The sequence below is a fragment of the Microbacterium sp. ProA8 genome, from assembly GCF_039905635.1.
Lineage (GTDB): Bacteria > Actinomycetota > Actinomycetes > Actinomycetales > Microbacteriaceae > Microbacterium > Microbacterium chionoecetis.
Genome location: NZ_CP157000.1, coordinates 3,575,301 through 3,594,875 on the forward strand (window position 1 = coordinate 3,575,301; position 19,575 = coordinate 3,594,875).

Annotated in this window: 18 protein-coding genes; 4 read left to right on the forward strand and 14 right to left on the reverse strand. The window is 71.6% G+C overall.

Annotated features, from left to right (window positions below):
* Positions 1 to 21: 21 nt before the first annotated feature.
* Positions 22 to 774: a DUF1684 domain-containing protein gene (locus ABG085_RS16135; RefSeq protein ID WP_347976758.1), complete on the reverse strand. Its 753-nt coding sequence runs from the start codon at positions 772 to 774 to the stop codon at positions 22 to 24.
* A 173-nt stretch (positions 775 to 947) separates the two neighbouring features.
* Between ABG085_RS16135 and ABG085_RS16140 the strand changes: the two genes are divergently transcribed.
* Positions 948 to 1,322 carry a helix-turn-helix transcriptional regulator gene (locus tag ABG085_RS16140; RefSeq protein WP_347979224.1) on the forward strand — a complete coding sequence of 125 codons (375 nt, stop codon included), beginning with the start codon at positions 948 to 950 and terminating at the stop codon, positions 1,320 to 1,322.
* 1 nt (position 1,323) lies between these two features.
* Complete coding sequence (locus ABG085_RS16145; protein ID WP_347976760.1) at positions 1,324 to 2,700, forward strand: permease prefix domain 1-containing protein; 1,377 nt, start codon at positions 1,324 to 1,326, stop codon at positions 2,698 to 2,700.
* Here the strand turns inward: ABG085_RS16145 and ABG085_RS16150 are convergent.
* The 3 genes from ABG085_RS16150 to ABG085_RS16160 are packed head-to-tail and all read right to left on the reverse strand — an operon-like array spanning position 2,640 to position 4,549.
* Positions 2,640 to 3,677 (reverse strand): glycosyltransferase, encoded by a 1,038-nt coding sequence (locus tag ABG085_RS16150; protein ID WP_347976761.1) that lies wholly within the window; start codon positions 3,675 to 3,677, stop codon positions 2,640 to 2,642. The two genes, ABG085_RS16145 and ABG085_RS16150, sit on opposite strands and share 61 nt — an antisense overlap.
* 8 nt (positions 3,678 to 3,685) lie before the next feature.
* The gene (locus tag ABG085_RS16155; RefSeq protein ID WP_347976762.1) at positions 3,686 to 4,033 is read right to left on the reverse strand and encodes a sugar ABC transporter ATPase; all 348 of its coding nucleotides are present in this window, start codon (positions 4,031 to 4,033) and stop codon (positions 3,686 to 3,688) included.
* 42 nt (positions 4,034 to 4,075) lie between these two features.
* Complete coding sequence (locus ABG085_RS16160; protein WP_347976763.1) at positions 4,076 to 4,549, reverse strand: SRPBCC family protein; 474 nt, start codon at positions 4,547 to 4,549, stop codon at positions 4,076 to 4,078.
* Positions 4,550 to 5,017: 468 nt separating this feature from the next.
* Here ABG085_RS16160 and ABG085_RS16165 point away from each other — a divergent pair, with 468 nt between their 5' ends.
* Positions 5,018 to 6,118 (forward strand): DNA polymerase IV, encoded by a 1,101-nt coding sequence (locus ABG085_RS16165; RefSeq protein ID WP_347976764.1) that lies wholly within the window; start codon positions 5,018 to 5,020, stop codon positions 6,116 to 6,118.
* Positions 6,119 to 6,134: 16 nt separating this feature from the next.
* On the opposite strand, the gene ABG085_RS16170 is transcribed toward ABG085_RS16165, so the two are convergent.
* From ABG085_RS16170 to ABG085_RS16195, 6 genes are all read right to left on the reverse strand, one after another.
* Positions 6,135 to 7,274 (reverse strand): alcohol dehydrogenase catalytic domain-containing protein, encoded by a 1,140-nt coding sequence (locus tag ABG085_RS16170; RefSeq protein WP_347976765.1) that lies wholly within the window; start codon positions 7,272 to 7,274, stop codon positions 6,135 to 6,137.
* Position 7,275: 1 nt separating this feature from the next.
* The gene (locus ABG085_RS16175; protein ID WP_347976766.1) at positions 7,276 to 8,001 is read right to left on the reverse strand and encodes a phosphonatase-like hydrolase; all 726 of its coding nucleotides are present in this window, start codon (positions 7,999 to 8,001) and stop codon (positions 7,276 to 7,278) included.
* Positions 7,998 to 9,134, reverse strand: a complete 1,137-nt coding sequence (locus tag ABG085_RS16180) for a TIGR03364 family FAD-dependent oxidoreductase (protein WP_347976767.1) — start codon at positions 9,132 to 9,134, stop codon at positions 7,998 to 8,000. Before ABG085_RS16180 ends, ABG085_RS16175 begins: the two co-directional genes overlap by 4 nt.
* Positions 9,131 to 10,894: an ABC transporter permease subunit gene (locus ABG085_RS16185; RefSeq protein WP_347976768.1), complete on the reverse strand. Its 1,764-nt coding sequence runs from the start codon at positions 10,892 to 10,894 to the stop codon at positions 9,131 to 9,133. The genes ABG085_RS16180 and ABG085_RS16185 overlap by 4 nt, the downstream gene beginning before the upstream one ends.
* Positions 10,891 to 11,721, reverse strand: a complete 831-nt coding sequence (gene phnC / locus ABG085_RS16190; RefSeq protein ID WP_347976769.1) for a phosphonate ABC transporter ATP-binding protein — start codon at positions 11,719 to 11,721, stop codon at positions 10,891 to 10,893. Before phnC ends, ABG085_RS16185 begins: the two co-directional genes overlap by 4 nt.
* 65 nt (positions 11,722 to 11,786) lie before the next feature.
* A complete protein-coding gene (locus ABG085_RS16195; protein WP_347976770.1) occupies positions 11,787 to 12,716 on the reverse strand; it encodes a phosphate/phosphite/phosphonate ABC transporter substrate-binding protein in 930 nt (309 codons plus the stop codon).
* A gap of 174 nt (positions 12,717 to 12,890) precedes the next feature.
* On the opposite strand from ABG085_RS16195, the gene ABG085_RS16200 reads away from it, so the two are divergent.
* Positions 12,891 to 13,643 (forward strand): GntR family transcriptional regulator, encoded by a 753-nt coding sequence (locus ABG085_RS16200; RefSeq protein ID WP_347976771.1) that lies wholly within the window; start codon positions 12,891 to 12,893, stop codon positions 13,641 to 13,643.
* A gap of 6 nt (positions 13,644 to 13,649) precedes the next feature.
* On the opposite strand, the gene ABG085_RS16205 is transcribed toward ABG085_RS16200, so the two are convergent.
* From ABG085_RS16205 to ABG085_RS16220, 4 genes are all read right to left on the reverse strand, one after another.
* Complete coding sequence (locus ABG085_RS16205) at positions 13,650 to 14,513, reverse strand: EamA family transporter (RefSeq protein WP_347976772.1); 864 nt, start codon at positions 14,511 to 14,513, stop codon at positions 13,650 to 13,652.
* 255 nt (positions 14,514 to 14,768) lie between these two features.
* Positions 14,769 to 17,393 (reverse strand): S8 family serine peptidase, encoded by a 2,625-nt coding sequence (locus tag ABG085_RS16210; protein WP_347976773.1) that lies wholly within the window; start codon positions 17,391 to 17,393, stop codon positions 14,769 to 14,771.
* Between the two features lie 158 nt (positions 17,394 to 17,551).
* The gene (locus ABG085_RS16215) at positions 17,552 to 19,213 is read right to left on the reverse strand and encodes an FAD-dependent oxidoreductase (protein WP_347976774.1); all 1,662 of its coding nucleotides are present in this window, start codon (positions 19,211 to 19,213) and stop codon (positions 17,552 to 17,554) included.
* Positions 19,210 to 19,557 (reverse strand): UBP-type zinc finger domain-containing protein, encoded by a 348-nt coding sequence (locus ABG085_RS16220; RefSeq protein ID WP_347976775.1) that lies wholly within the window; start codon positions 19,555 to 19,557, stop codon positions 19,210 to 19,212. The genes ABG085_RS16215 and ABG085_RS16220 overlap by 4 nt, the downstream gene beginning before the upstream one ends.
* Positions 19,558 to 19,575: the final 18 nt, after the last annotated feature.

Below are 19,575 nucleotides of genomic sequence, written 5' to 3' on the forward strand. Positions count from 1 at the left end.
CGCGGCGAACGCGGCGGGAGCTCAGTCGACGACGGTCGCGCGCTCCCCCGCCTCGACGCGCACGGGGAGGCGGTTGTTCGCCGACGGCAGCGGGCACACGTAGTGGTCGCTGAAGGCGCACGGCGGCAGGTAAGCGCGGTTGAAGTCGACGGTCACCGTGCCGTCGGCCGCGGGCGGGTCGATCTCGAGGAAGCGGAAGCGGTACGCGTCGACGTTGCTCGTGGCGTCCGCGATGACGGCGCTCAGACCTTCGGCCGGATCGCCGGTGACGGTGAGCTCGACCTGCGCGCCGCCCACCGCGAGCGCGATCGTCCCGACCGCGGGCTCTTCGCGCTCGTACCCGTCGACACTCCTGATGACGGTGATCTGCCCCTCGTCCGCCGGACGGAACACACCGGTCACCGCCCACGCGTCGTCGTGAGGGAACGACAGGATGCCGCGCAGCCGCGTGCGCCCGGGGGTCTCGGGGTCGAACACGCGCAGCGCCGGCGCGCCCTCGCGGCTGATGGCCTTCAGACGCAGGCGCCCGACGTCGAGGTGCTCCCCCGGCGCGAGCACGATCTCGTCGGCTGGGGCATCCGGGGCGTCCGCGCGCAGCCCGGTGCCGGCCACCCGTCCGTCCACCGCGCGCCAGAGGCCCGGTGCGTCGTCGTATGCGCGGGCCTCGTCGTCGAGCCAGTGCGTGTGCCGGAGGGCGGCGACGCCGTGGTCGGACGAGACGGCGCGCCAGCGCGCGTCGGTGACGGTCTCGGGGGTGCTCGTGGGGAGGGTCATGCAGGTCCTTCGTCCGGGGAGGCGGTGGGGTCGGCCTCCATCCCAACACGCCCCAGGCAGGCGCATTCCCGCGGCCGGCCTCCGCGCGTCACGCGGCGTCACCGACGCTTACCTTGCAGTTCTAGGTAACTTGTACTTCTATGTACGTAGGACTTCTACGCATGGAGGATGAGATGAAGATCGGCAAAGACCTCGTCGCCGCTGCGGCGACGCCGATGGTGCTCGGCATCCTGGCCGACGGCGAGTCGTACGGCTACGCGATCCTGCAGCGCGTCGGCGAGCTCTCGGGCGGCGAGCTGGAGTGGAGCGACGGCATGCTCTACCCGCTGCTGCACAGGCTCGAGCGCCTCGGGCACGTGGAGTCCTCGTGGGGCGCCTCCCCCAGCGGCCGCCCGCGCAAGCACTACCGCCTCAGCAGCAGCGGCCGCGCGGCGTTCGCCGAGCAGCGGCAGCAGTGGGCCGTGGTCAGCCGGGCGCTGCAGCGGGTGTGGTCGGATCGGGACGGCGGCACCGACTTCGCCGGCGCACCGGCGTTCGGAGGTGCGTGAGATGGCGGATCACCTCGAACCCCGCATCGAAGACCAGATCTCGGCGTGGCGGGCCTACGTCTCGCGCCCCGAGGCGATGGACGGGCGCGACGTCGACGAGCTCGAAGACCATCTGCGCGGCCAGATCGACCGGCTCGCGGCATCCGGTCTCGACGCCGACGAGGCCTTCCTCGTCGCCGTGAAGCGGCTCGGCGGGCTCGACGACCTGTCGCGCGAGTTCGCCCGCGAGCATTCGGACCGGCTGTGGAAGCAGCTCATGATCCCGGGCGAGTCCCGCGCGCCGCGCACCGGCGGGCTCGTGGTCGCCGTCGGGCTCGCGATCGGCGCGGCCGTGGCGATCAAGATCCCGGCACTGTTCGGCATCCGCTTCGGTGAAGACGGCGACTTCTACGCGCGTTTCGCCGCGCTGCTCGTGCTGCCGTTCCTCGCGACGTACTTCCTGGTGCGTCGCAGGGCGTCCGTGCCCACGATCGCGATGGTCGGCGTGCCGTTCGCGATCGCCGCCATCGTGATGGCGGTCTATCCCTTCGCGCCGGACGGCGCGACGCTCGTGCTGGCCGCGACCCACGTCGCCGTTGCGCTCTGGATCGTGACGGGCATCGCCTACGTCGACGGGCGGGTGCGGTCGAGCCGCTCCCGCATGGACTTCATCCGCTTCACGGGCGAATGGCTGGTGTACCTCGCCCTCATCGCCCTCGGCGGCGGCGTGCTGGTCGCCCTCACGCTGGGCGTGTTCTCGGCGATCGGCCTCGACGCGGAGTGGTTCGTCGAGGAGTTCATGGTGCCGTGCGGGGTCGCAGGCGCGGTCGTGGTCGCCGCGTGGCTGGTCGAGGCGAAGCAGAGCGTGATCGAGAACATCGCGCCGGTGCTGACGAAGCTGTTCACACCGCTGTTCACCCTGCTGCTGCTCGCCTTCATCGTCGCCGGGTTCCTGCAGGGAAGCCTCGTCGACGGCGGCGACGCCGAGGCGTTCGGCCAACGAGACCTGCTGATCCTCTTCGACATCGTGCTGGTGGTCGTCGTGGGACTGCTGCTGTACGCGCTGTCGGCTCGCGAGCCGCTCGCCCCGCCGTCGTGGTTCGACCGGCTGCAGCTGCTGATGGTCGTGGCGGCGCTCGTCGTCGACATCATGGTGCTCGTGGCGATGATCGGGCGCATCGCGGAATTCGGGGCGAGTCCCAACAAGCTCGCCTCGCTCGGGCTCAACGTGATCCTCTTCGCCAACCTCATCGGCGCAGCCTGGCTGCAGCTGCGCTTCACGATGCGCCGCGCCCCGTTCGAGCGGTTGGAACGGTGGCAGACCGGCTTCCTGCCCGTCTACCTGGCGTGGGCGTCGATCGTCGTCGTGGCGTTCCCGCCGCTGTTCGCGTTCGCGTAGACCACGCCGGGGCCCGGGCGGGCCGCGATGGCCTCGAGCAGCACCTCGTCCCAGCGGGTGAGGAACGCCGGCAGGCCGTAGTGCGTCAGGGCGTGCTCCCGCGCCCGGGCGCCCACCTCCATCGCCCAGTCCGGCTCCTCGAGGAAGGCGCGAGCAGCCCTGCGCAGATCGTCGACGTCCGTCGAGACGACTCCGGTGCCCGCCGCCACGGCACGCACCGCCTCGGTCGTCGCGAGCGCGACCACCGGCATCCCGAGATGCATCGCCTCGATCAGCGACAGGCCGAGCGAGGTCCACCGGAACGGATGCAGATACACGCGTCGCCGGGCGAGCTCGGCGTGCAGACGCTGGGGCGCCAGGCTCTCGAGCCCCACGATCGCGGGATCGTCGTCGAACGCCTCCGCGAGCCGGCCGGCGTCGATGCCGAACACGTCGAGCGGCGCCTCACGGGTGAACGCGGGCAGGAGGTCCGTGCCGGTCGCACGCCACCGTCGCACCGGCTCGTTCACGACGACGCCGATCCGGGCCAGCTCACCGGAGTAGAGCGGACCCGGATCGGGCACGCCGTGCTCGACGACCGTGGTCGGCGCCACGCCGTTGTCCCAGAACAGCCGGTTGAAGTGGGTGACGTGGACGATCGGGATGTCGCGCTGGTCGGCGAGCGGATGCCGCGTGGTGAACGCCGCCGGGCCGGGTGTGTTGTGCTCGAGATAGACCGCGGGAAGATCGCGGCCCGGCACCCGGCCCGTCAGCGTCTCGACCAGCTCGATCTCTTCCGGGCGCTGCAGCACCACGGCGTCGATGTCTTCGGCGCGCAGGGCGTCGAACGCGACGGCGCGGGCGCGCCGCCACCCCCAGCCGCTGACCCCGTCGTCCTCACCGGGACGGACGTCGCGCACCGGCAGGAGGTACTCGTGCTCGCCGCGGACGAAGGCGTCGGTGTAGCCGCCGTGGATCGGCCAGAGGAGGATGCGCACGCCGGCGCCTAGTAGTCCTCGGGCGCGAGATCGCCCTGCCCCGCGTCGCCGAGCTCCGCGAGTTCCGGGCTGAAGCCCTGGGTGTCGGGCTGCAGCGCCGCCGACGGCAGATCCTCACGCGGCACGTCATCGCCATCGGAGGGCAGATGCGCCGGGTCGTCGCCGGTCGCCGTCTCGATGTCGGGGTCTTCACCGGCGTCGAGCGCCGTCGTACGATCCCACTCAGCCTGCGCGGGGTCGCGCGTCGGGTCGGGTTCGATGGACGTGTCACGGTCGCGCAGCGGCTGCACGCCGACCTGCTCCCCGACCTGGCCGTCGGGTGCCCGCGGAATGTCGGCGGGAAGACTGTCGGACATGGGGTTCTCCTCTTCTCGAGCGGGATTCAGACGCGCGGCGGATCAGACCTCGCGGGTGGACCCGCCGTGGATCTCGCCGCGCCAGCCGCCCGTCTCGCGACCGCGCTCCTCGATGAACTCCTTGAAGCGCTCGAGGTCCTTCTTCGCAGCGCGCTCGTCGATGCCCAGCGCGGCGCCGGTCTTCTCGGTGAAGGACTCGGGCACCCACGTCATCTCGAGGGAGACCCGGGTGCCGTCGCCGGCGGGCACGAAGCTGACGCGACCGGTGTGGAGCTTCTCACCGTGGCTCGCCCACGAGATGTGGTCGTCGGGAACCTGATCCGTGATGGTGGCGTCGAACTCCCGCTCCACCCCGCCGATGTTCACGACCCAGTGGGTGCGCTCGTCGTCCAGCTGGTCGATGCGCTCGACCGCGGACATGAAGCGCGGGAACTCCTCGAACTGGGTCCACTGGTCGTAGACGGCCCGGATCGGGGCGTCCACGTCGATCTCTGCTGTCACAATGCTGGTTGCCATGACGGCTCCTTTCACTGGAACAGCCACCGTACGAACCCGGCGCGCACGCAGACACGGGGTTGACTCCGCGGAGGGCCGCAGGTAAGGCCGACTGGGCGACCGCGTCCCGCGACGCGGCCGACCGGCTCGTCGCAACCGAGCGAGCTTCCGGAAGCGAGGCCTCTCGCCGTTCCAGACCCTCCGCCCCTTCGCCCCCGCCCCTCCGCCTCTTCGCCCTCCGCCCCACCGCCCCACCGCCAACAGGTCAACCGGGCTTCCACAGGAGGTTGAAACCACTCAACCTCCTGTGGAATCGCGGTTGACCTGTTGAGCGACCGGTTCGACAGGCAAACCGGCAGCCGTGGCAGCCCAGGGCTGGAGCCGTCCCGGGCACGGGCTATGGACCCTCCGGATCCCTCGCCCGCCTGTGCGGCGTGTCGGCGATGCGGCCTAGTCTCGTCTCATGCGCCGGTCGCGAGAGGCGGGGTCATGAATGCGGATGCCGCGGGGCCGACTCGCGCGGCCAAGCCCTGGGTGCTGCACGTGGACCTCGACCAGTTCATCGCCGCGGTCGAGGTGCTGCGCCGGCCGGAGCTCGCCGGCAAGCCCGTCATCGTGGGCGGCCGCGGAGACCCGACCGAGCGCGCGGTCGTCTCGACCGCATCGTACGAGGCGCGCGAGTTCGGTGTCGGCTCGGGCATGCCGCTGCGGATCGCGGCGAGGAAGGTGCCGGATGCCGTCATCCTGCCGGTCGACGCACCGCTGTACTTGGCGGCATCCGAAGAGGTCATGGCCACCCTGCGCGCCCAGCCCGGCGCCGTCGTGCAGGTACTCGGGTGGGACGAGGCGTTCGTGGGCGTCGAGACCGACGACCCCGAGATGTACGCCCGGCGGCTGCAGCAGGACGTGCTCGACCGGACGCGTCTGCACTGCTCCGTCGGCATCGGCGACACGCTCGTGCGGGCCAAGGTCGCGACGGGCTTCGGCAAGCCGCGCGGCACCTTCCGGCTGACGGCCGAGAACTGGCTCGAGGTGATGGGCGAACGTCCGACGATCGAGCTGTGGGGCGTCGGGTCGAAAGTGTCGAAGCGGCTCACGCTGCTCGGCGTCCGCACGGTCGCCGAGCTCGCCGTCGCGGACGAGACGGCGCTGACCGGCGAATTCGGACCGCGGATGGGTCTCTGGTACCGGCAGCTCGGGCGCGGCGACGGCTCGGCCGTCGTCGACGACACCCCCTGGGTCGCCCGCGGACACAGCAAGGAGACGACGTTCCAGACCGACATCGTCGACCCCGCCGAGATCGAGGCGGCCGCCGGCACCCTGCTCGACCAGGTGCTTGACGAGGTGGCCGCCGACGACCGGCCGGTCGTCGGTCTCGGGCTCAAGGTGCGCTACGCGCCGTTCCTCACCAAGACCTTCACCAAGAAGATCCCCTCGACCTCCGACCGTGCCGTCGTGCGCGCCCGGACGATGGAGCTCGTGGACAAGATCGAGCCCGGCCGCCCCATCCGCCTGCTCGGCGTGCGCGCCGAGATGGCGATGCCCGACGACGCGCGCGAAGGGCACACGCCGACCCGCAGCGGATGGTGACGTCGGCGGCGCCGGGTCAGAGGCGGGGGTCGATCGCGACCCGCACGTCGGCACCGGCGGCCGCGCGCTCGAGGGCGTCGTCGAGCTCCGACAGCGGATGCGGCCGGCCGACGAGCTGTGCGAACGGGTAGCGGTGCGCGTGCTCCTCGAGGAACGCCACGGCGCCCGCCAGATCCGCCGGATCGTAGTTGTGGACGCCGCGGACGGTGGTCAGGTTCCGCACCGTGCGCTCCGGGTCCAGCGCGTACGCGGGGCTGGGCGAGACGCTGCCCACGAGCACGACGACGCCGCCGACGCCGATCTCGTCCAGCGCCGACGAGACGGCCGCGGCGGCGCCCGACGCTTCGATGGCGATGTCGAGCTCGCGCGCACGCAGGCGCCGCAGCGCCCGGCCCAGGGCTCCCGCCTCCGCGGGGTCGATCATCGCCGCGGCCCCGAACGACCGCGCGAGCGTGCGCCGCGCCGGGTCGGGATCGGCGACGATCACCCGGGCGCCGGCGCGCGACGCGATCGCCGTCGCGGTGAGCCCGATGAGTCCCGCGCCGGTCACCAGCATGGTGGCGCCGTCCACGTCGACGATGTCGCCGGCGCGGTCGACCGCGGCCCATGCGGTTGCCGTCGCGCATGCCGCCGGGGCCAGCACGGCCGCCGGGATCGACTCGCCGACGCGCACGATCGTCGTGCCGGCGCGCAGGTGCACGTGCGTGGCGAAGCCGCCCGAGAGCTCCCAGCGCGCGACGAGGCGCTCATGACCGTACTTGCGCAGCTCGCGGCACTTCTGCGGCAGGCCCCGTCGGCAGCGGTCACAGCGATCGCACGACGCCATGATCGACCACACCACCCGATCGCCGACGCCGATCGCCACACCGTCGGCGCCCCGCACCTCGTCGAGCACCGCGACCACGCGGCCGACGTACTCGTGACCGAGCACCAACGGCGTCGGCGCCTTGCGATGCCCCGACACGGTGTGCACGTCCGAGCCGCAGACGGTCGCCAGTTCGAGCTCGACGAGCACGTCGCCGTCTGCGAGCCGCACACCCGGAACGGCGATGGCCTCGTGCGGGCGACCGGGCCCGAGCCACACCATGGCGGTGGCGGGCGGCGTGAGGCGCACGTCGCGTGAGGCGACCACCGGCGCCACGGCCGCCGACGCCACGTCAGGCGTCGATTCCGAGCAGGGCCGGCAGGGCCGACACGTCGTCGATCACGGCATCCGCGCCCGCGGCGGTGAGCGCGGCCCGGTCGTGCGCACCGGTCAGCACGCCGACGACGAGACCCGCGCCGGCGGCACGACCGGAGGCGACGTCGCTGGTCGTGTCACCGACGACGACGACGGATGCCACCGACGACGCCTGCGACCGGATGACCGCCGCCAGCACGAGGTCGGGGGCGGGGCGGCCACGGCCCACGTCGACGGGCGACAACGCCGCATCCACCAGCGCCCGCCAACCGAGTCCGTCCAGGATCGCGTCACGGGTGGTCGGGGCGAACCCGGTCGTGAGCACCACCGAGACGCCCGCCGCCCGAAGCTGTTCGAGCGCCTGCCGGGCTCCCGCGATCGGCTCGACGCCCTCTTCGGCGATGAGGTCGGCATAGGCGCGCTCGAAGGCCGCGGTGGCGTCGACCGCGCGGGCCGTATCGCCGCCGGAGAGGTGCGTGAAGACGTCGATCTTGGACTGGCCCATCGTGCGTCGCACGTAGTCGAGGGCCTCGGGCCACGGCATCCGCTCGGCGACGCCCGTCTCGTTCGCGGCGCGCTCGAACGCGCGCTCGACCACACCGTCGTCGCGCACCGTCGTGCCGGCCATGTCGAGCACGACGAGCTCGACGGGAACGGCAGGTCGGGAGAGCGTGGGGGTCTCGGTGGTGACAGGGCTGGTCATGGGCGGATTCCTTCCGGGGTGAGGACGCCGGCGTCGACGCCGAGGCGGGGGGCGAGGGCGGTCTCGGCGAGGCCGAGTCCGGTGGTCATGCCGATGCCGGTGGTCGCGGCGAGGGCGAGCACGCCGGGCTCCGGTTCGGCGACGAGGAAGTCGTCGGGGCCGCTGGCGTACACGCCCTGCCACCGTTCGAGCACCGACGGCCGCGCACCGAACAGGGCCTCGAACTCCTCGAGCAGCAGGTCGGCGGCGGCCTCGGGCTGGAACGGGGCGACGCCCACGCCCTTGTAGTGGGTGTCGCCGACGATCATCGACCCGTCGGGAAGCTGCGTGTACATCTGGTTGAGGTCGAGCGCCGCGAGGTCGGGCCGCTCCGCGTGCAGGCGCTCCCGCAACGCGGTCGCCTCGGGCAATGCCGCGAACCTGCCGTACCGCACCAGCGACCAGCCGGTCAGCAGCGGAGCCGAGACGGATGCCGCTCCCCCGCGTACGCGCAGCATGTCGAGGCCGCAGCGCACGACGCCGACGGCTTCGGCGAGGTCGGGAAGGAGCTGGTCGATGTCGTGGTTCACGGCGACGACGACGAGTCCCGCGTCGATGCGACCGCGGGTCGTCCGGACGCGCCCTGTCTCGACGGCGCCGACCGAGGTGCGCGTGCGGAACTCGACGCCGAGCGTCTCGAGATGCGCGCGGATGGCGGCCGCCGCCGTGCGCGGGTCGGTCTGCAAGTCGGGTTCGACCCACGCGCCCGCCACCGCGACGCCCGGGCGCACCGACGCCCGGCTCTCGAGTTCGCGGGCCTCGAGGAGCTCGATCCCGCCGGCGCCGGCCGCCGCTTCGAGCAGCGCGAGCTCGTCCGCGTGGCGGGCGACGACGAGGGTGCCCGACTCGCGCAGCCAGAACCCCGCGTCGCGGGCGAGGCGCAGCCACAGGGGGCGCGACGCGTCGGCGTATTCGCGGGCGGGGCCGGTCTGCGCGCCGATGCAGAGGTGCCCGAAGTTGCGCACGGTGGCGCCAAGGGCCTCGGGTGCGCGCTCGATGACGACCACGCGCTGCCCGCGGCGCACCGCGGCGTACGCGGCACCGAGCCCGACGATCCCCGCGCCGACGACGGCGACGTCGAACCCACGATTCATCGGAAGACCTTCCTCATCCACATCGCGATCCCCTCGATCACGAGCACCGTCACCAGGATCATCAGCACGATCGCGGTGACCATGCCGTAGTTCGCGCCCTGGCTCGCGTTGAGCAGGTAGTAGCCCACCCCGCCGCCGCCGACGATGCCGAGGATGGTCGCCGCGCGGATGTTGGTGTCGAGCAGGTAGAAGGTGTGGCCGACGAGCGCCTGGGCTCCCTGCGGCACGGTGGCACCGCCGTACACCTGGAGCCGTGTCGCACCAGTGGCGAAGAGAGCGCGCTCGGGCCCGCGGTCGACCTCCTCGAACGAGTCGGCGATGAGCTTGCCGAGCAGGCCCACGCCACCGACTGCGAGCGCGATCGTGCCGGCCTGCATGCCGAGGCCGGTGATCACGATGAGCACGATCGCCAGGATGATCTCGGGGATGCCGCGGATGCCGACCAGGGCGAAGCGGGCGGCGCCGCGGATGCCGCCGTTCGGGGCGACGTTGCGTGCGGCGAACGAGCCGAGCAGGAGTGACGCGCCGAGCGCCAGCAGGGTGGCGGCGAGCGCGATGGCGATCGTCTCGCGCAGGGCCTCGAACATCACCTCGGCGCCGTAGACGCCGAAGGTGGGCGGCCAGAACTGCACGGCCACGGCGGGGATCTTGGCCCAGAACGTCAGGAAGTCGCCCCAGTTGATCTGGCACACCCAGACGCCGGCGATCACGATGGCCGCCGCGAGCCAGCCGGCGGCCACGTTGCGCACGCGCTCCGGCGTCCACGGCCGGCGCAGCGCCGTCTGCGGCGACTGTGCCCATGCGGCGCGTTCGGCCCAGCCGGCGGCCAGGCGCGGGGCGGGACGCCGGGCCGCGGCATCCTGCTCGCGCACGAGCCGCCGGCCGACGAGCCGATCCGCCCACGAGCCGCGATCGCCGACCCGCCCGAGCATCGCCGCGCGCACGGCGCTCGAGACGATCTCCATCACGACGCACAGCACGAAGATGACGAGGGCGATGCCGAGGCCGAGGCCGTAGTTCAGCGACTTGAACGCGTACGACATCTCGAGGCCGAGGCCCGCCACGCCCACGTAGCCGAGCACCACCGACCCGCGCAGGTTGATGTCGTTGCGGTGCAGCACCGTGGCGACCCACGACGGGAGCACCTGGGGCAGGATGCCGCCGAAGAACTCCTGCATGCGCGTGCCGCCCGCGGCGCGGATCGCGAGGCGCGGTCCCTCGTCGATCTGCTCGATCGCGTCGGCGAACATCTTGGAGATCATGCCGATCGAGTGGATGCCGATCGCGAGGATGCCGGGAAGCGCGCCGAGCGAGAACATCAGCACGAACACCATGGCGAGCACGACGTCGGGAACCGCCCGCGCGAGCACGCCGGCGAAGCGGGCTGCGGCGCGCCAGCCGTTGCCGGGCGTGGTGTTGGACGCGGCGAGGTAGGCGATCGGCACCGACAGCGCCGCGGCCAGCAGCGTGCCGGTGAGCACGAGCCCCAGCGTGAGGGCGATGAGCCAGGCAAGCTCCGCCGGCTCGGGGAACGACAGCGCGCCGACGCGGGCGAAGAAGCGCTCCGCGTTGCCCCAGCTGGCGATCATGTCGGGGATCGAGATCTGCACCTCGCCCAGGGCCGCGACGGAGAGGGCGAGGAGCGCGAGCAGCGTCACCCCGGCGGCGATGCGCTCGGGCGAGACGCGACGCTTCGGCGCCCGCTCGAGGAGGGAGGGCGAAGGGTGCGCGACGCGCGGCCGCTCGACGGTGGTGGTCATCGCGCCGGCTCCGCGGCGGCCTCTAGCAGCAGCTCGTCCTGGACGGCGCGCAGTTCGGCGGTGCTGGTCGCGACCCGCCCGTAGATCTCCATGACCTGCGTCTTGGACAGGTCGCGGGTCGGCAGGTCGAGGACGACCTGGCCGTGGCGGAGGCCGACGATCCGGTCGGCCCACGAGATCGCGAGATCGACCTGGTGCAGGCTGCACACCACGGTGAGCCCCTCGTCGGCGGCGATCTCGCGGATCAGCGCCATCACCTGGTCGCTCGACTCGGGGTCGAGCGAGGCGACAGGCTCGTCGGCGAGGAGGACGCTCGGATTCTGCATGAGCGCGCGGGCGATCGCCACGCGCTGCTGCTGGCCACCCGAAAGGGTGTCGGCGCGCTGGTAGGCGCGATCGAGCAGCCCGACGCGGTCGAGATGTCCGAGGGCGGCCAGCCGGCGGGCCTTCGAGTACGACCACAGTCCGAGTCGCGGGCCGCGAACGCCGGCCAGCGACCCGGTCAGCACGTTCTCGAGCACCGTCAGCGACGGCACGAGCTCGAACTGCTGGAAGATGAAGCCCACGCTCGAGCGCAGGGCGCGCAGGCGCCGGCCGGAGAGGCGGGGCACGTCCTCGCCGAGCACCTCGACGGAACCGGAGGTCGGAACCTCCAGCCCGTCGAGATGCCGCAGCAGGGTGGACTTGCCCGAGCCCGAGAGACCGAGCAGCACGACGATCTCGCCGCGGTCCACGGTGAGCGAGACGCCATCGAGGGCGGTGGTGGCGCCGAAGCGCTTGACGACACCGTTCAGTCGGACGACCGTCTCGGGTGCGGTGGTGTTCATGTCTGCTCGGTCCTCGTCCATGTGGTTCGGAACAGCGGCGTGCGGTTCAGATCAGCGCGTGCGGATCAGCCCTGGCACTGGGTGGCGTCGGTCTTCTCGCAGATGTCGCGGATCAGGTCGTAGTACGCGTCGTCGACCGGCTTGGTCTCGAAGAAGACGCTCCGGAACCCGTCCGAGTCGGCGCTGTCGACGCCGCTGGCGATGATGTCGTCGATCGTGACCTCGGCGAGGATGCCGACCAGCTGGTCCTTCACGTCGTCCGGCAGCGTGTTCGAGTACACCAGCGGCGCGCCGGGGACCATGGTCTCCTCGATGATGCGCACCTTGTCGGACTTCTCGACCTCGCTGTCCTCCGCGAAGCCGGCCTCGCACTCGACACCCTCACCGGTCTTCTGCACGCTCACGTCGTGCTTGCCCGCGAACACCGGCGTGACGTCGGTCTCGGGGTCGATGCCCTCCTCGAGGAGGTTGTAGGACGGGAACAGGTAGCCCGAGGTCGACGACGGGTCGACGAAGCAGACCTTCTTGCCGGCGAAGTCGGCGAGGGACTGGATGTCGCTGGCCGTCGGCACGATCGCCTGCGAGAAGTACCCGGGCTCCTGGCCCTCTTCGGTGACGATGGACGAGATCGGGGTGAGCTCGGCCCCGTTGTTGGTGGCCGTCACGTAGGTGAAGCCCGAGAACGAGGCGACGTCGATCTTGCCGGCGATGGCCGCTTCGATGAGCGCGGCGTAGTCGGTGGACTCGTGGTACTCCACGGTCTTGCCGGTCTCCTGCGCGATGTAGTCCATGAGCGGCTGGTAGTTGGTCTCGGTGTCGGCCGAGTCGGGCACGACCCCGAAGACGAGGGTCTCGGCGTCGACCGCGTAGCCGGCGGTCGTGGCGGTGTCTTCTTCAGTGGTGGCACCGGCGGTGCCGGAGCACGCGGACAGACCGAGAGCGAGGAGTGCGGCGCCGGCGAGTGCGATCGACGCGTTCTTTGCACGGAGGTTCATGACAGCCTTTCGGGTGAGGGGAGGGATGAAGAACCTCCAGAACTCTCGCACCCCGGCATTCGAGAAATGTACCTACGTAGTCAATGTTCAAAGGTTGTTCACCTAACTCGACGCCAGAAGAACACTCGGTGCCGCACCGCCTGGGGGCACCGCGACCCTGAGTAGTATTCCCATGTGGCAGACACGGTATACAAGCTGATCGCAGACGACCTGCGCGGACTCATCGTCAGCGGCAGGCTCGCGCCCGGCGACGATGTGCCGACCGAGGCCGAGCTGGCACAGCGCTGGAACACCTCGCGCGGCCCCATCCGCAACGCTCTCGCCACCCTGCGCCACGAGGGGCTCATCGAGACCACCCGCGGGCGACCGGCTCGCGTCACCGCCCGCAAGGCGCACCAGGCCGTCGACGTCTCGATCCCTTTCACACGCTGGGCCCGCGACATCGGCGCGGTTCCCGGTGCGCGCACGCAGGAGGTGAGCCTGCGGCGAGCGGATGCCGAGAAGGCGGCGCTCCTCGGCATCGCGGAGGGCGACCTCGTCGTCGACGTGCTGCGCCTGCGACTGCTCGACGGCCGCCTGACCATGCTCGAGCGCCTCACCTACATCGAGCCCGTCGGGCGGGTGCTGTTCGGCGTCGACCTCGACACCGTGTCGATCACCGAGTACCTCGAGGAGCACGGCACCGGCTCGGCCGATGTGGACCACGAGATCGATGCGATCGCGGCGGACGAGACCGACAGCCGCCTGCTCGAGGTGCCACTCGGTTCCCCCGTGCTGCGCCTGCGCCGCGTCACGCGGGATGCCGCCGGACGCACGTTCGAGGCATCCGACGACCGCTACCTGAGCGATGTGGTGCGCTTCACGGTGTCGGCCTCCGGGCGCTCGCGCCAGGGCGACGCGTACGTGCGCCCGCTCGGCAGCGCCTGACCCGACTCACACCGCGAGCAGCGCGATCCCGGCCACGACCACGGCCGATGCGGCCAGGCGCGCACCCGGGCGCGCCTCGCGCAGCACGAACGCACCGAACAGGCTGACCAGCACCACGCTCACCTCGCGCATCGGGGCGACGATGGACACCGGCGCGATCGTGACGGCCGCGAGCACCAGGATGTACGACAGCGGAGACAGGATGCCGAACACCAGCAGTCGCCGCCAGTCCCGTCGCAGCGTCCGCAGGCCTTCGGGAAGACGTCGGCCGAGCAGCGCGGTGAACACCGGGACCTCGAGGGCGGTGCAGCCGACCATGAAGGCGACCGGCGAGATGCTCCAGGTGCGCAGCGCCTGGGCGTCCCACAGCGTGTAGGCGGCGATCGCCGCCCCGGTGAGGAGCCCGAACATGAGGGCGGGATCGAACCGTCCGGCGTGCGTCGAGCTGCCCCGATCGATGAAGCCGATGCCGATCACGCCCACGATGATCGCGGCGACGCCGACGAGCGCGATCGGCGACGGGCGTTCGCCCAGCACCGCGACCGCGATCACCACGGTGATCAGCGGACCGCTCCCCCGCGCCGTCGCGTAGACGGTGGAGAGGTTGCCGACGGCGTAGCCCCGCTGCAGCACGAGCATGTACGCCACGTGCAGTGCGGCCGACACGGCCACGCCGATCGCGAACCCGTGCAGGTCGCCGGCGCCGATCCCTCCGGTCCGCGGCACCACCGGCAGCCACAGCAGGGTGCTCGCGACCGACCCGGCCCACAGGAACGGCAGGCCGGAGCGGCTGGCTCCATGCGCGATCACGTTCCACGACGCGTGGGCGACGGCAGCGGCGAGGACGAGCAGGATGGCGAGAGTTGACACGCGGGACCCTTCCGCTCGCCGCGGGCGCGACGAACAGGGTCCTCCGGGCTTTTGTCCTGTCAGATGACGGCCCGCCGCACGGGCGGCGGATCGTGGCGCCGCTCGGACCAGGCGAGCCGAGACTCCGGAACCCTAGGCGCTATCACGATCACCGTAGCAGGCTCCTGGCGGGTGTCCGCAGCAGCGGCGGCGCGCTGCGAGACACCTCGACGCACGTGGGGGCCCGGCCTTCCGGCCGGGCCCCCACGTCGCGGCTCAGGCGGCCGCGTTGATCGCCTCGTACAGGTTCTTGAACGAGGTGAGCGCGCTCTGCGACGGGTTCGCCGCCGTGCGCTCGGCCTCACCGGCCTGGATCACGGCGCCCACCGTGGAGTCGGCTGTGCCGTCCCCGTTGGTGTCGACCGGATCGCTCAGCGCGATGGACCCGTCGGCGACGTTGAGCCACAGCGACAGCAGATGCGCGTCGAACTGGTTCTCCGCGTTCTTCGTCTGCTTCGGCCACAGCGCCGACACCGCCTCCGGGATGGTCGTCAGCGGCACCTTCTCGTCGAACACGGCGCTGAGCACCCGCACGACCGAGAGGAGGCACAGCTTCTCGTCCACCGTGTGCAGCGCGCTGCGCTTGTCGCGGTAGTCGGTCTGCCACACGCCCAGCGTTCCGGCATCGGTGCTGGTGCCGAGGATCACGACCTGGACATCGTCGGATGCCGAGCCTCCGTCGTCGTCCGACACCTCGACGCCGGTCGTCGCAGCGCACGCGATCGCGTACGTGTGCGGTGCGGCATCCGTCACATCCCGAGGCTGGATGCTCGGGCTCGGGTCCGCGTCGACGGCCGGCGGGTTCACCAGGCTCGTGTGACTGGCCGTCGCGCCGTCACCGTAGTCCCACGCGAACACGAGGTCGTCGCTGCCCGGGTCGGTGCCCCGCGCCTCGAAGGCCACCGGGTCACCGGCGGTGCCGAACACGATGTCCTGGCCGTTCCACGACGTCGTCGGCGGTCCGGTGATCTCGGCCGTCGGGGCGACGTTGGACACCGTCGCGGTGCCCGCGTCGGAGCCCGCGCCGCCGTCGTTGTCGGTCACCGTGAGGGTGACCGGGAACGAGCCGTCGTCGCCGTAGACGTGCGTCGCCTCGACCGATGTGCCGGTCACGGTGGCGGCCGTCACGGTGCCGTCGCCCCAATCGACGCTGGCCGTGTGCGTGTCGTTCACACCCGGGTCGGCGAAATGCGCGGCGAGCGTCACGACGTCGTTCTCGTCGGCTGCGGTGACCGAGTCGACCACGACCGCCGGAGCGACGTTGTCGACGTGCAGCGAGAACGAGGTTTCTCCCGTCTCACCCTTGTCGTCCGTCGCGGTGATGGTCACGGTCGCATCGGCGGGTCCGTCCGGGGGCGTGTACGACCACGACCACGTCGAGCCCGAGGGCGTCACGGTGCCGATGCTCGCAGTGAGCGCGGTGATGGTGCCGTCGGCATCCGTCGCCGTTCCGGAGTTCGTCGCCTGCGACCCCTCGTCGACCATGACCGCCGCAGCGTCCGCGGTGACCACGGGGGCCGCGTTCGCCGACTGCAGCGCCGCGAGCAGGTCGAGGCGCGGCGTCGTGTTCGTCGTCGTCCCGGCCGCGTTCGTGGTGTACGTGATCGGCACGCCGGTCGACGTGATGTCGGCCAGCAGGTTCGCGATGGGTCGCGACGGGTAGGCCGAGCGCAGCACGGCCAGCGCACCGGCGACGAACGGAGTCGACATGGACGTGCCGCTCTTGCTGCCGTACACGTCGTCGTCGATCGAGGAGTCGATCGACGAGCCCGGGGCCATGACATCGATGAGCGGACCGCGGTTGCCCGAGTTCGTCGTCGTGTCGTCGTCGTTGGTGCGGCCGACGGTGAACGCCGTCGAGATGCAGCCGGGCGCGCCCACCGCGTTGAGGAACGAGTTGTTCCCGGAGGCGATGACCGTCGCGATGCCGGCAGCGAGGTTGCTGTCGATCGCGGCCTTGCGGCTGTCGCCGTCGCAGGCGGACGAGTTGTTGCCGCCCCCGAGGCTCATGTTGCTCGCCACGACGTTCCATGCCGGGTTCGCCGCCGCCTGGCCTCGCACCCAGTCGAGTCCCTGGATCTGATCCGAGACGTACGACAGCACGCAGGGTGCGGGGTTGGGTGCACAGTCGCTCGCGACGTTGACCCGCGTGAACACCTGCACCGCGATGATCTGCGCGTCGGGCGCGACCCCGTTGCCCGGCGGCGAACCGCCGGCGTCGTCGGCCGAGCTGCCGGCCGCGATGCCCGCGACGTGGGTGCCGTGGTCGCAGATGTTGCCGCCGCCGTCCACACAGGTCGCGTTGTTGTCGCTGTCGATGTCGGCGGAGGTGTCCTCGGTCGTGCCGTCGGGGCAGAGGCTCGCCTCGTCGCCGTCGCCGTCATCGTCGTCGGGGTCCGAGAAGCAGTGCTGGGCGACGATGCGCGACCCGAAGAACGGGTGGTCGGCGTCGATGCCCGAGTCGAGGATGGCGACGGTGGCACCAGCCCCGGTGTAACCGAGCGCCTGGACGTCGTCGGCGTTCACGACCGCCAGCGTGTTGGCGAGCGCGGGCGGATCCGCGAAGTCCTCCACCACTCCGACGACGTGCGGATTGTGGCGCAGTCCCTTCACTGCCGGCTCCGGCACCTCCATGATCACGTACGGCATCGTCGCCGTCTTCTTCACATCGGTCGCTCCCCCGGCGACTCCTCGCACGACCTGGTCAGCCGACGCCTTGCGGTCGAGCTGCACGATGACGCGCACCCGATCCGGCGGGGCGGCGTTCGCGGGTGGCGCGAGCGCCAGCACACCGAGCGTCACCGCACAGGCAGCGAGTATCGAGACGATCCTGGACCTCATGATGGTTCCCCCCATCAGTCGGCGCACCCCGGTTCCGGGCGCACGCCCGGTGGTACCTCCACCACCGCAGAAGAGGGCGCGGCGACCCCGGTGATACCCGCCGAAGTCGGCGGGCCCCGCTCACCGTCGAGGCCGGCGCGACGCGCGCCCGGCCCGGCTCAGCGGAAGTCGGCGAGCGCGCGGTGCACCGATGCGACGGCGCTGGAGCCCTCGCCGACCGCCGCAGCGACGCGCTTCATCGAGCCGCGGCGCACATCGCCGGCTGCGAAGATCCGCGGCACGGACGTCTCGAACGGCAGCGGCTCCCGCCCGAGGCCCTGCCAGCGCTGAAGCGCCTGGACAGAGACGTCGGTGCCGGTGCGCAGGAACCCGTCGGCATCGCGGTCGAGCTCGGCCAGCCACGCCGTGGCGGGTTCGGCGCCGATGAAGCAGAAGAGCCCGCGCGCCGCGACGTCCCCGACGGAATCGATGCTCACGCGCTCGAGCGCGGATTCGCCGCCGAGCCCGACGACGCGCGAGCCGGTGTGGACGTCGATCCGCGGGTCTTCGAGCAGGCGGTCCACGAGGTACGACGACATCCGGCTGCCGAGGTCGGAGCCGCGCACCACCAGGTGCACGGGGCATCCGTTCGCCGCGAGGTACAGCGACGCCTGGCCCGCGGAGTTCGCGCCGCCCACGACCACGACCGGCGACTCCAGCACCTGGCGGAGCTCCAGCGGCGTCGCGGCGTAGAAGATGCCGGCGCCCTCGAACTCGTTCCACCGCTCCAGATCGAGCGTGCGATATGCGGCGCCGGAGGTGACGATCACGGTGCGGGTGCGGATGAGGCGCCCATCGGTGAGGGCGATGTCGATGTCGTCCCCGACAGGGCGCAGGTCGACGGCCTCGCAGGGCGCATAGACGCGCACCCCGAACTTCAGCGCCTGCAGCGAGGCCTGGCCGATCAGGTCGCCGCCGCTGACCCCGAACGGGAAACCCAGGAAGTTCTCGATCCTCGACGTCGCCGCCGCCTGCCCGCCCGGGGCGACGGCATCCAGCAGCACCGTGTCGAGACCTTCGGACGCACCATAGATCGCCGCGGCGAGCCCGGCGGGCCCGCCGCCCACGACGACGAGATCCACGACCTCGTCGGCGCGCGCGTGATAGCTCAGCCCCAGGCGCTCCGCGACCGTGCCCGGCGTCGCGCGGGGCATGGGCTCACCCTGGATGAACGCGACGGGAAGGTCGTCGAGGGTGATCCCGTGCTCGCCGAGCGCGCCGAGATCGCCCGGGCCGAGCTCGACCGCCGTGTGGACGAGGTCGAGCCTCTCCGCGAAGCGCCGCAGCGTCAGGAAGTCGCGTGACGAGCGGGGACCGACCAGCTTGAGGGTCAGCGCGGCCGGTCCGCGACGGAGCATCTCGCGCCGGGCCCACAGCGCCTGCAGCACGATGTCGCAGAGCTCGTCGTCCTCGGCCATCAGCAGCCGCAGCCGTGCCCGGTTCACCCGCAGCATCCGGCCCGCTTGCGACGCGCGAGCCGAGAGGAACGCCCCCTGCCCGTTGAGCAGCCCCAGCTCGCCGACGAAGCTGCGCGGGCCCATCGTGCCGACCACCGTCTCGTCGACCCAGCCGAACGCGACTCGGACGATCTCGACCTCGCCGGTGTCCACCAGGATCAGGTCGTAGTCGAGATCGCCCGCCTGGAAGAGATACTCGCCCTCCGTGACATCGTGCGGCTCGCCGAACGCCAGCAGCCGCTGCCACTGCGCCTCCGACAGCGCGGGCTTCGTCATCCGTTCGATCTCTCGCTGCTTCGCCGGCGAGACCTCGCGCGCGCTCATCGGTGGATCAGCTCCCGCCAGTCGGCCGGCAGCCTGTCCGCCGGACCCGGCGATGGCTGAAAGTCGGGTCGGGCCACGGGCGGCGCGAGTTCCGGACCGTCCACGTAGTCCGCATCGATGTAGTCCCAGAACCAGCTCTCGCCCGGCTCGAAGCTGCGCACGTAGCGGTGGCCGCTGGAGCGGAAGTGCGCCGTCGCGTGCTGCGCGGGCGACGTGTCGCAGCATCCGACATGTCCGCACACGGCGCATCGCCGCAGGTGCACCCACCAGCCGCCGACCGCGTCGCAATCGGCGCAGCCCTCGCCCGAAGGCGGCACGGTGGGGTCGATCTCATCCAGGCTCATCCGCCTGCCTCTCGTCCG

Bases quoted from the DNA above. Each gene is read 5' to 3' on its own strand.
- ABG085_RS16135 (WP_347976758.1), bottom strand. From the start codon at position 774: ATGACCCTCCCCACGAGCACCCCCGAGACCGTCACCGACGCGCGCTGG.
- ABG085_RS16140 (WP_347979224.1), top strand. From the start codon at position 948: ATGAAGATCGGCAAAGACCTCGTCGCCGCTGCGGCGACGCCGATGGTG.
- ABG085_RS16145 (WP_347976760.1), top strand. From the start codon at position 1,324: ATGGCGGATCACCTCGAACCCCGCATCGAAGACCAGATCTCGGCGTGG.
- ABG085_RS16155 (WP_347976762.1), bottom strand. From the start codon at position 4,033: ATGTCCGACAGTCTTCCCGCCGACATTCCGCGGGCACCCGACGGCCAG.
- ABG085_RS16160 (WP_347976763.1), bottom strand. From the start codon at position 4,549: ATGGCAACCAGCATTGTGACAGCAGAGATCGACGTGGACGCCCCGATC.
- ABG085_RS16165 (WP_347976764.1), top strand. From the start codon at position 5,018: ATGAATGCGGATGCCGCGGGGCCGACTCGCGCGGCCAAGCCCTGGGTG.
- ABG085_RS16175 (WP_347976766.1), bottom strand. From the start codon at position 8,001: ATGACCAGCCCTGTCACCACCGAGACCCCCACGCTCTCCCGACCTGCC.
- ABG085_RS16180 (WP_347976767.1), bottom strand. From the start codon at position 9,134: ATGAATCGTGGGTTCGACGTCGCCGTCGTCGGCGCGGGGATCGTCGGG.
- ABG085_RS16185 (WP_347976768.1), bottom strand. From the start codon at position 10,894: ATGACCACCACCGTCGAGCGGCCGCGCGTCGCGCACCCTTCGCCCTCC.
- phnC (WP_347976769.1), bottom strand. From the start codon at position 11,721: ATGAACACCACCGCACCCGAGACGGTCGTCCGACTGAACGGTGTCGTC.
- ABG085_RS16195 (WP_347976770.1), bottom strand. From the start codon at position 12,716: ATGAACCTCCGTGCAAAGAACGCGTCGATCGCACTCGCCGGCGCCGCA.
- ABG085_RS16210 (WP_347976773.1), bottom strand. From the start codon at position 17,393: ATGAGGTCCAGGATCGTCTCGATACTCGCTGCCTGTGCGGTGACGCTC.
- ABG085_RS16215 (WP_347976774.1), bottom strand. From the start codon at position 19,213: ATGAGCGCGCGCGAGGTCTCGCCGGCGAAGCAGCGAGAGATCGAACGG.
- ABG085_RS16220 (WP_347976775.1), bottom strand. From the start codon at position 19,557: ATGAGCCTGGATGAGATCGACCCCACCGTGCCGCCTTCGGGCGAGGGC.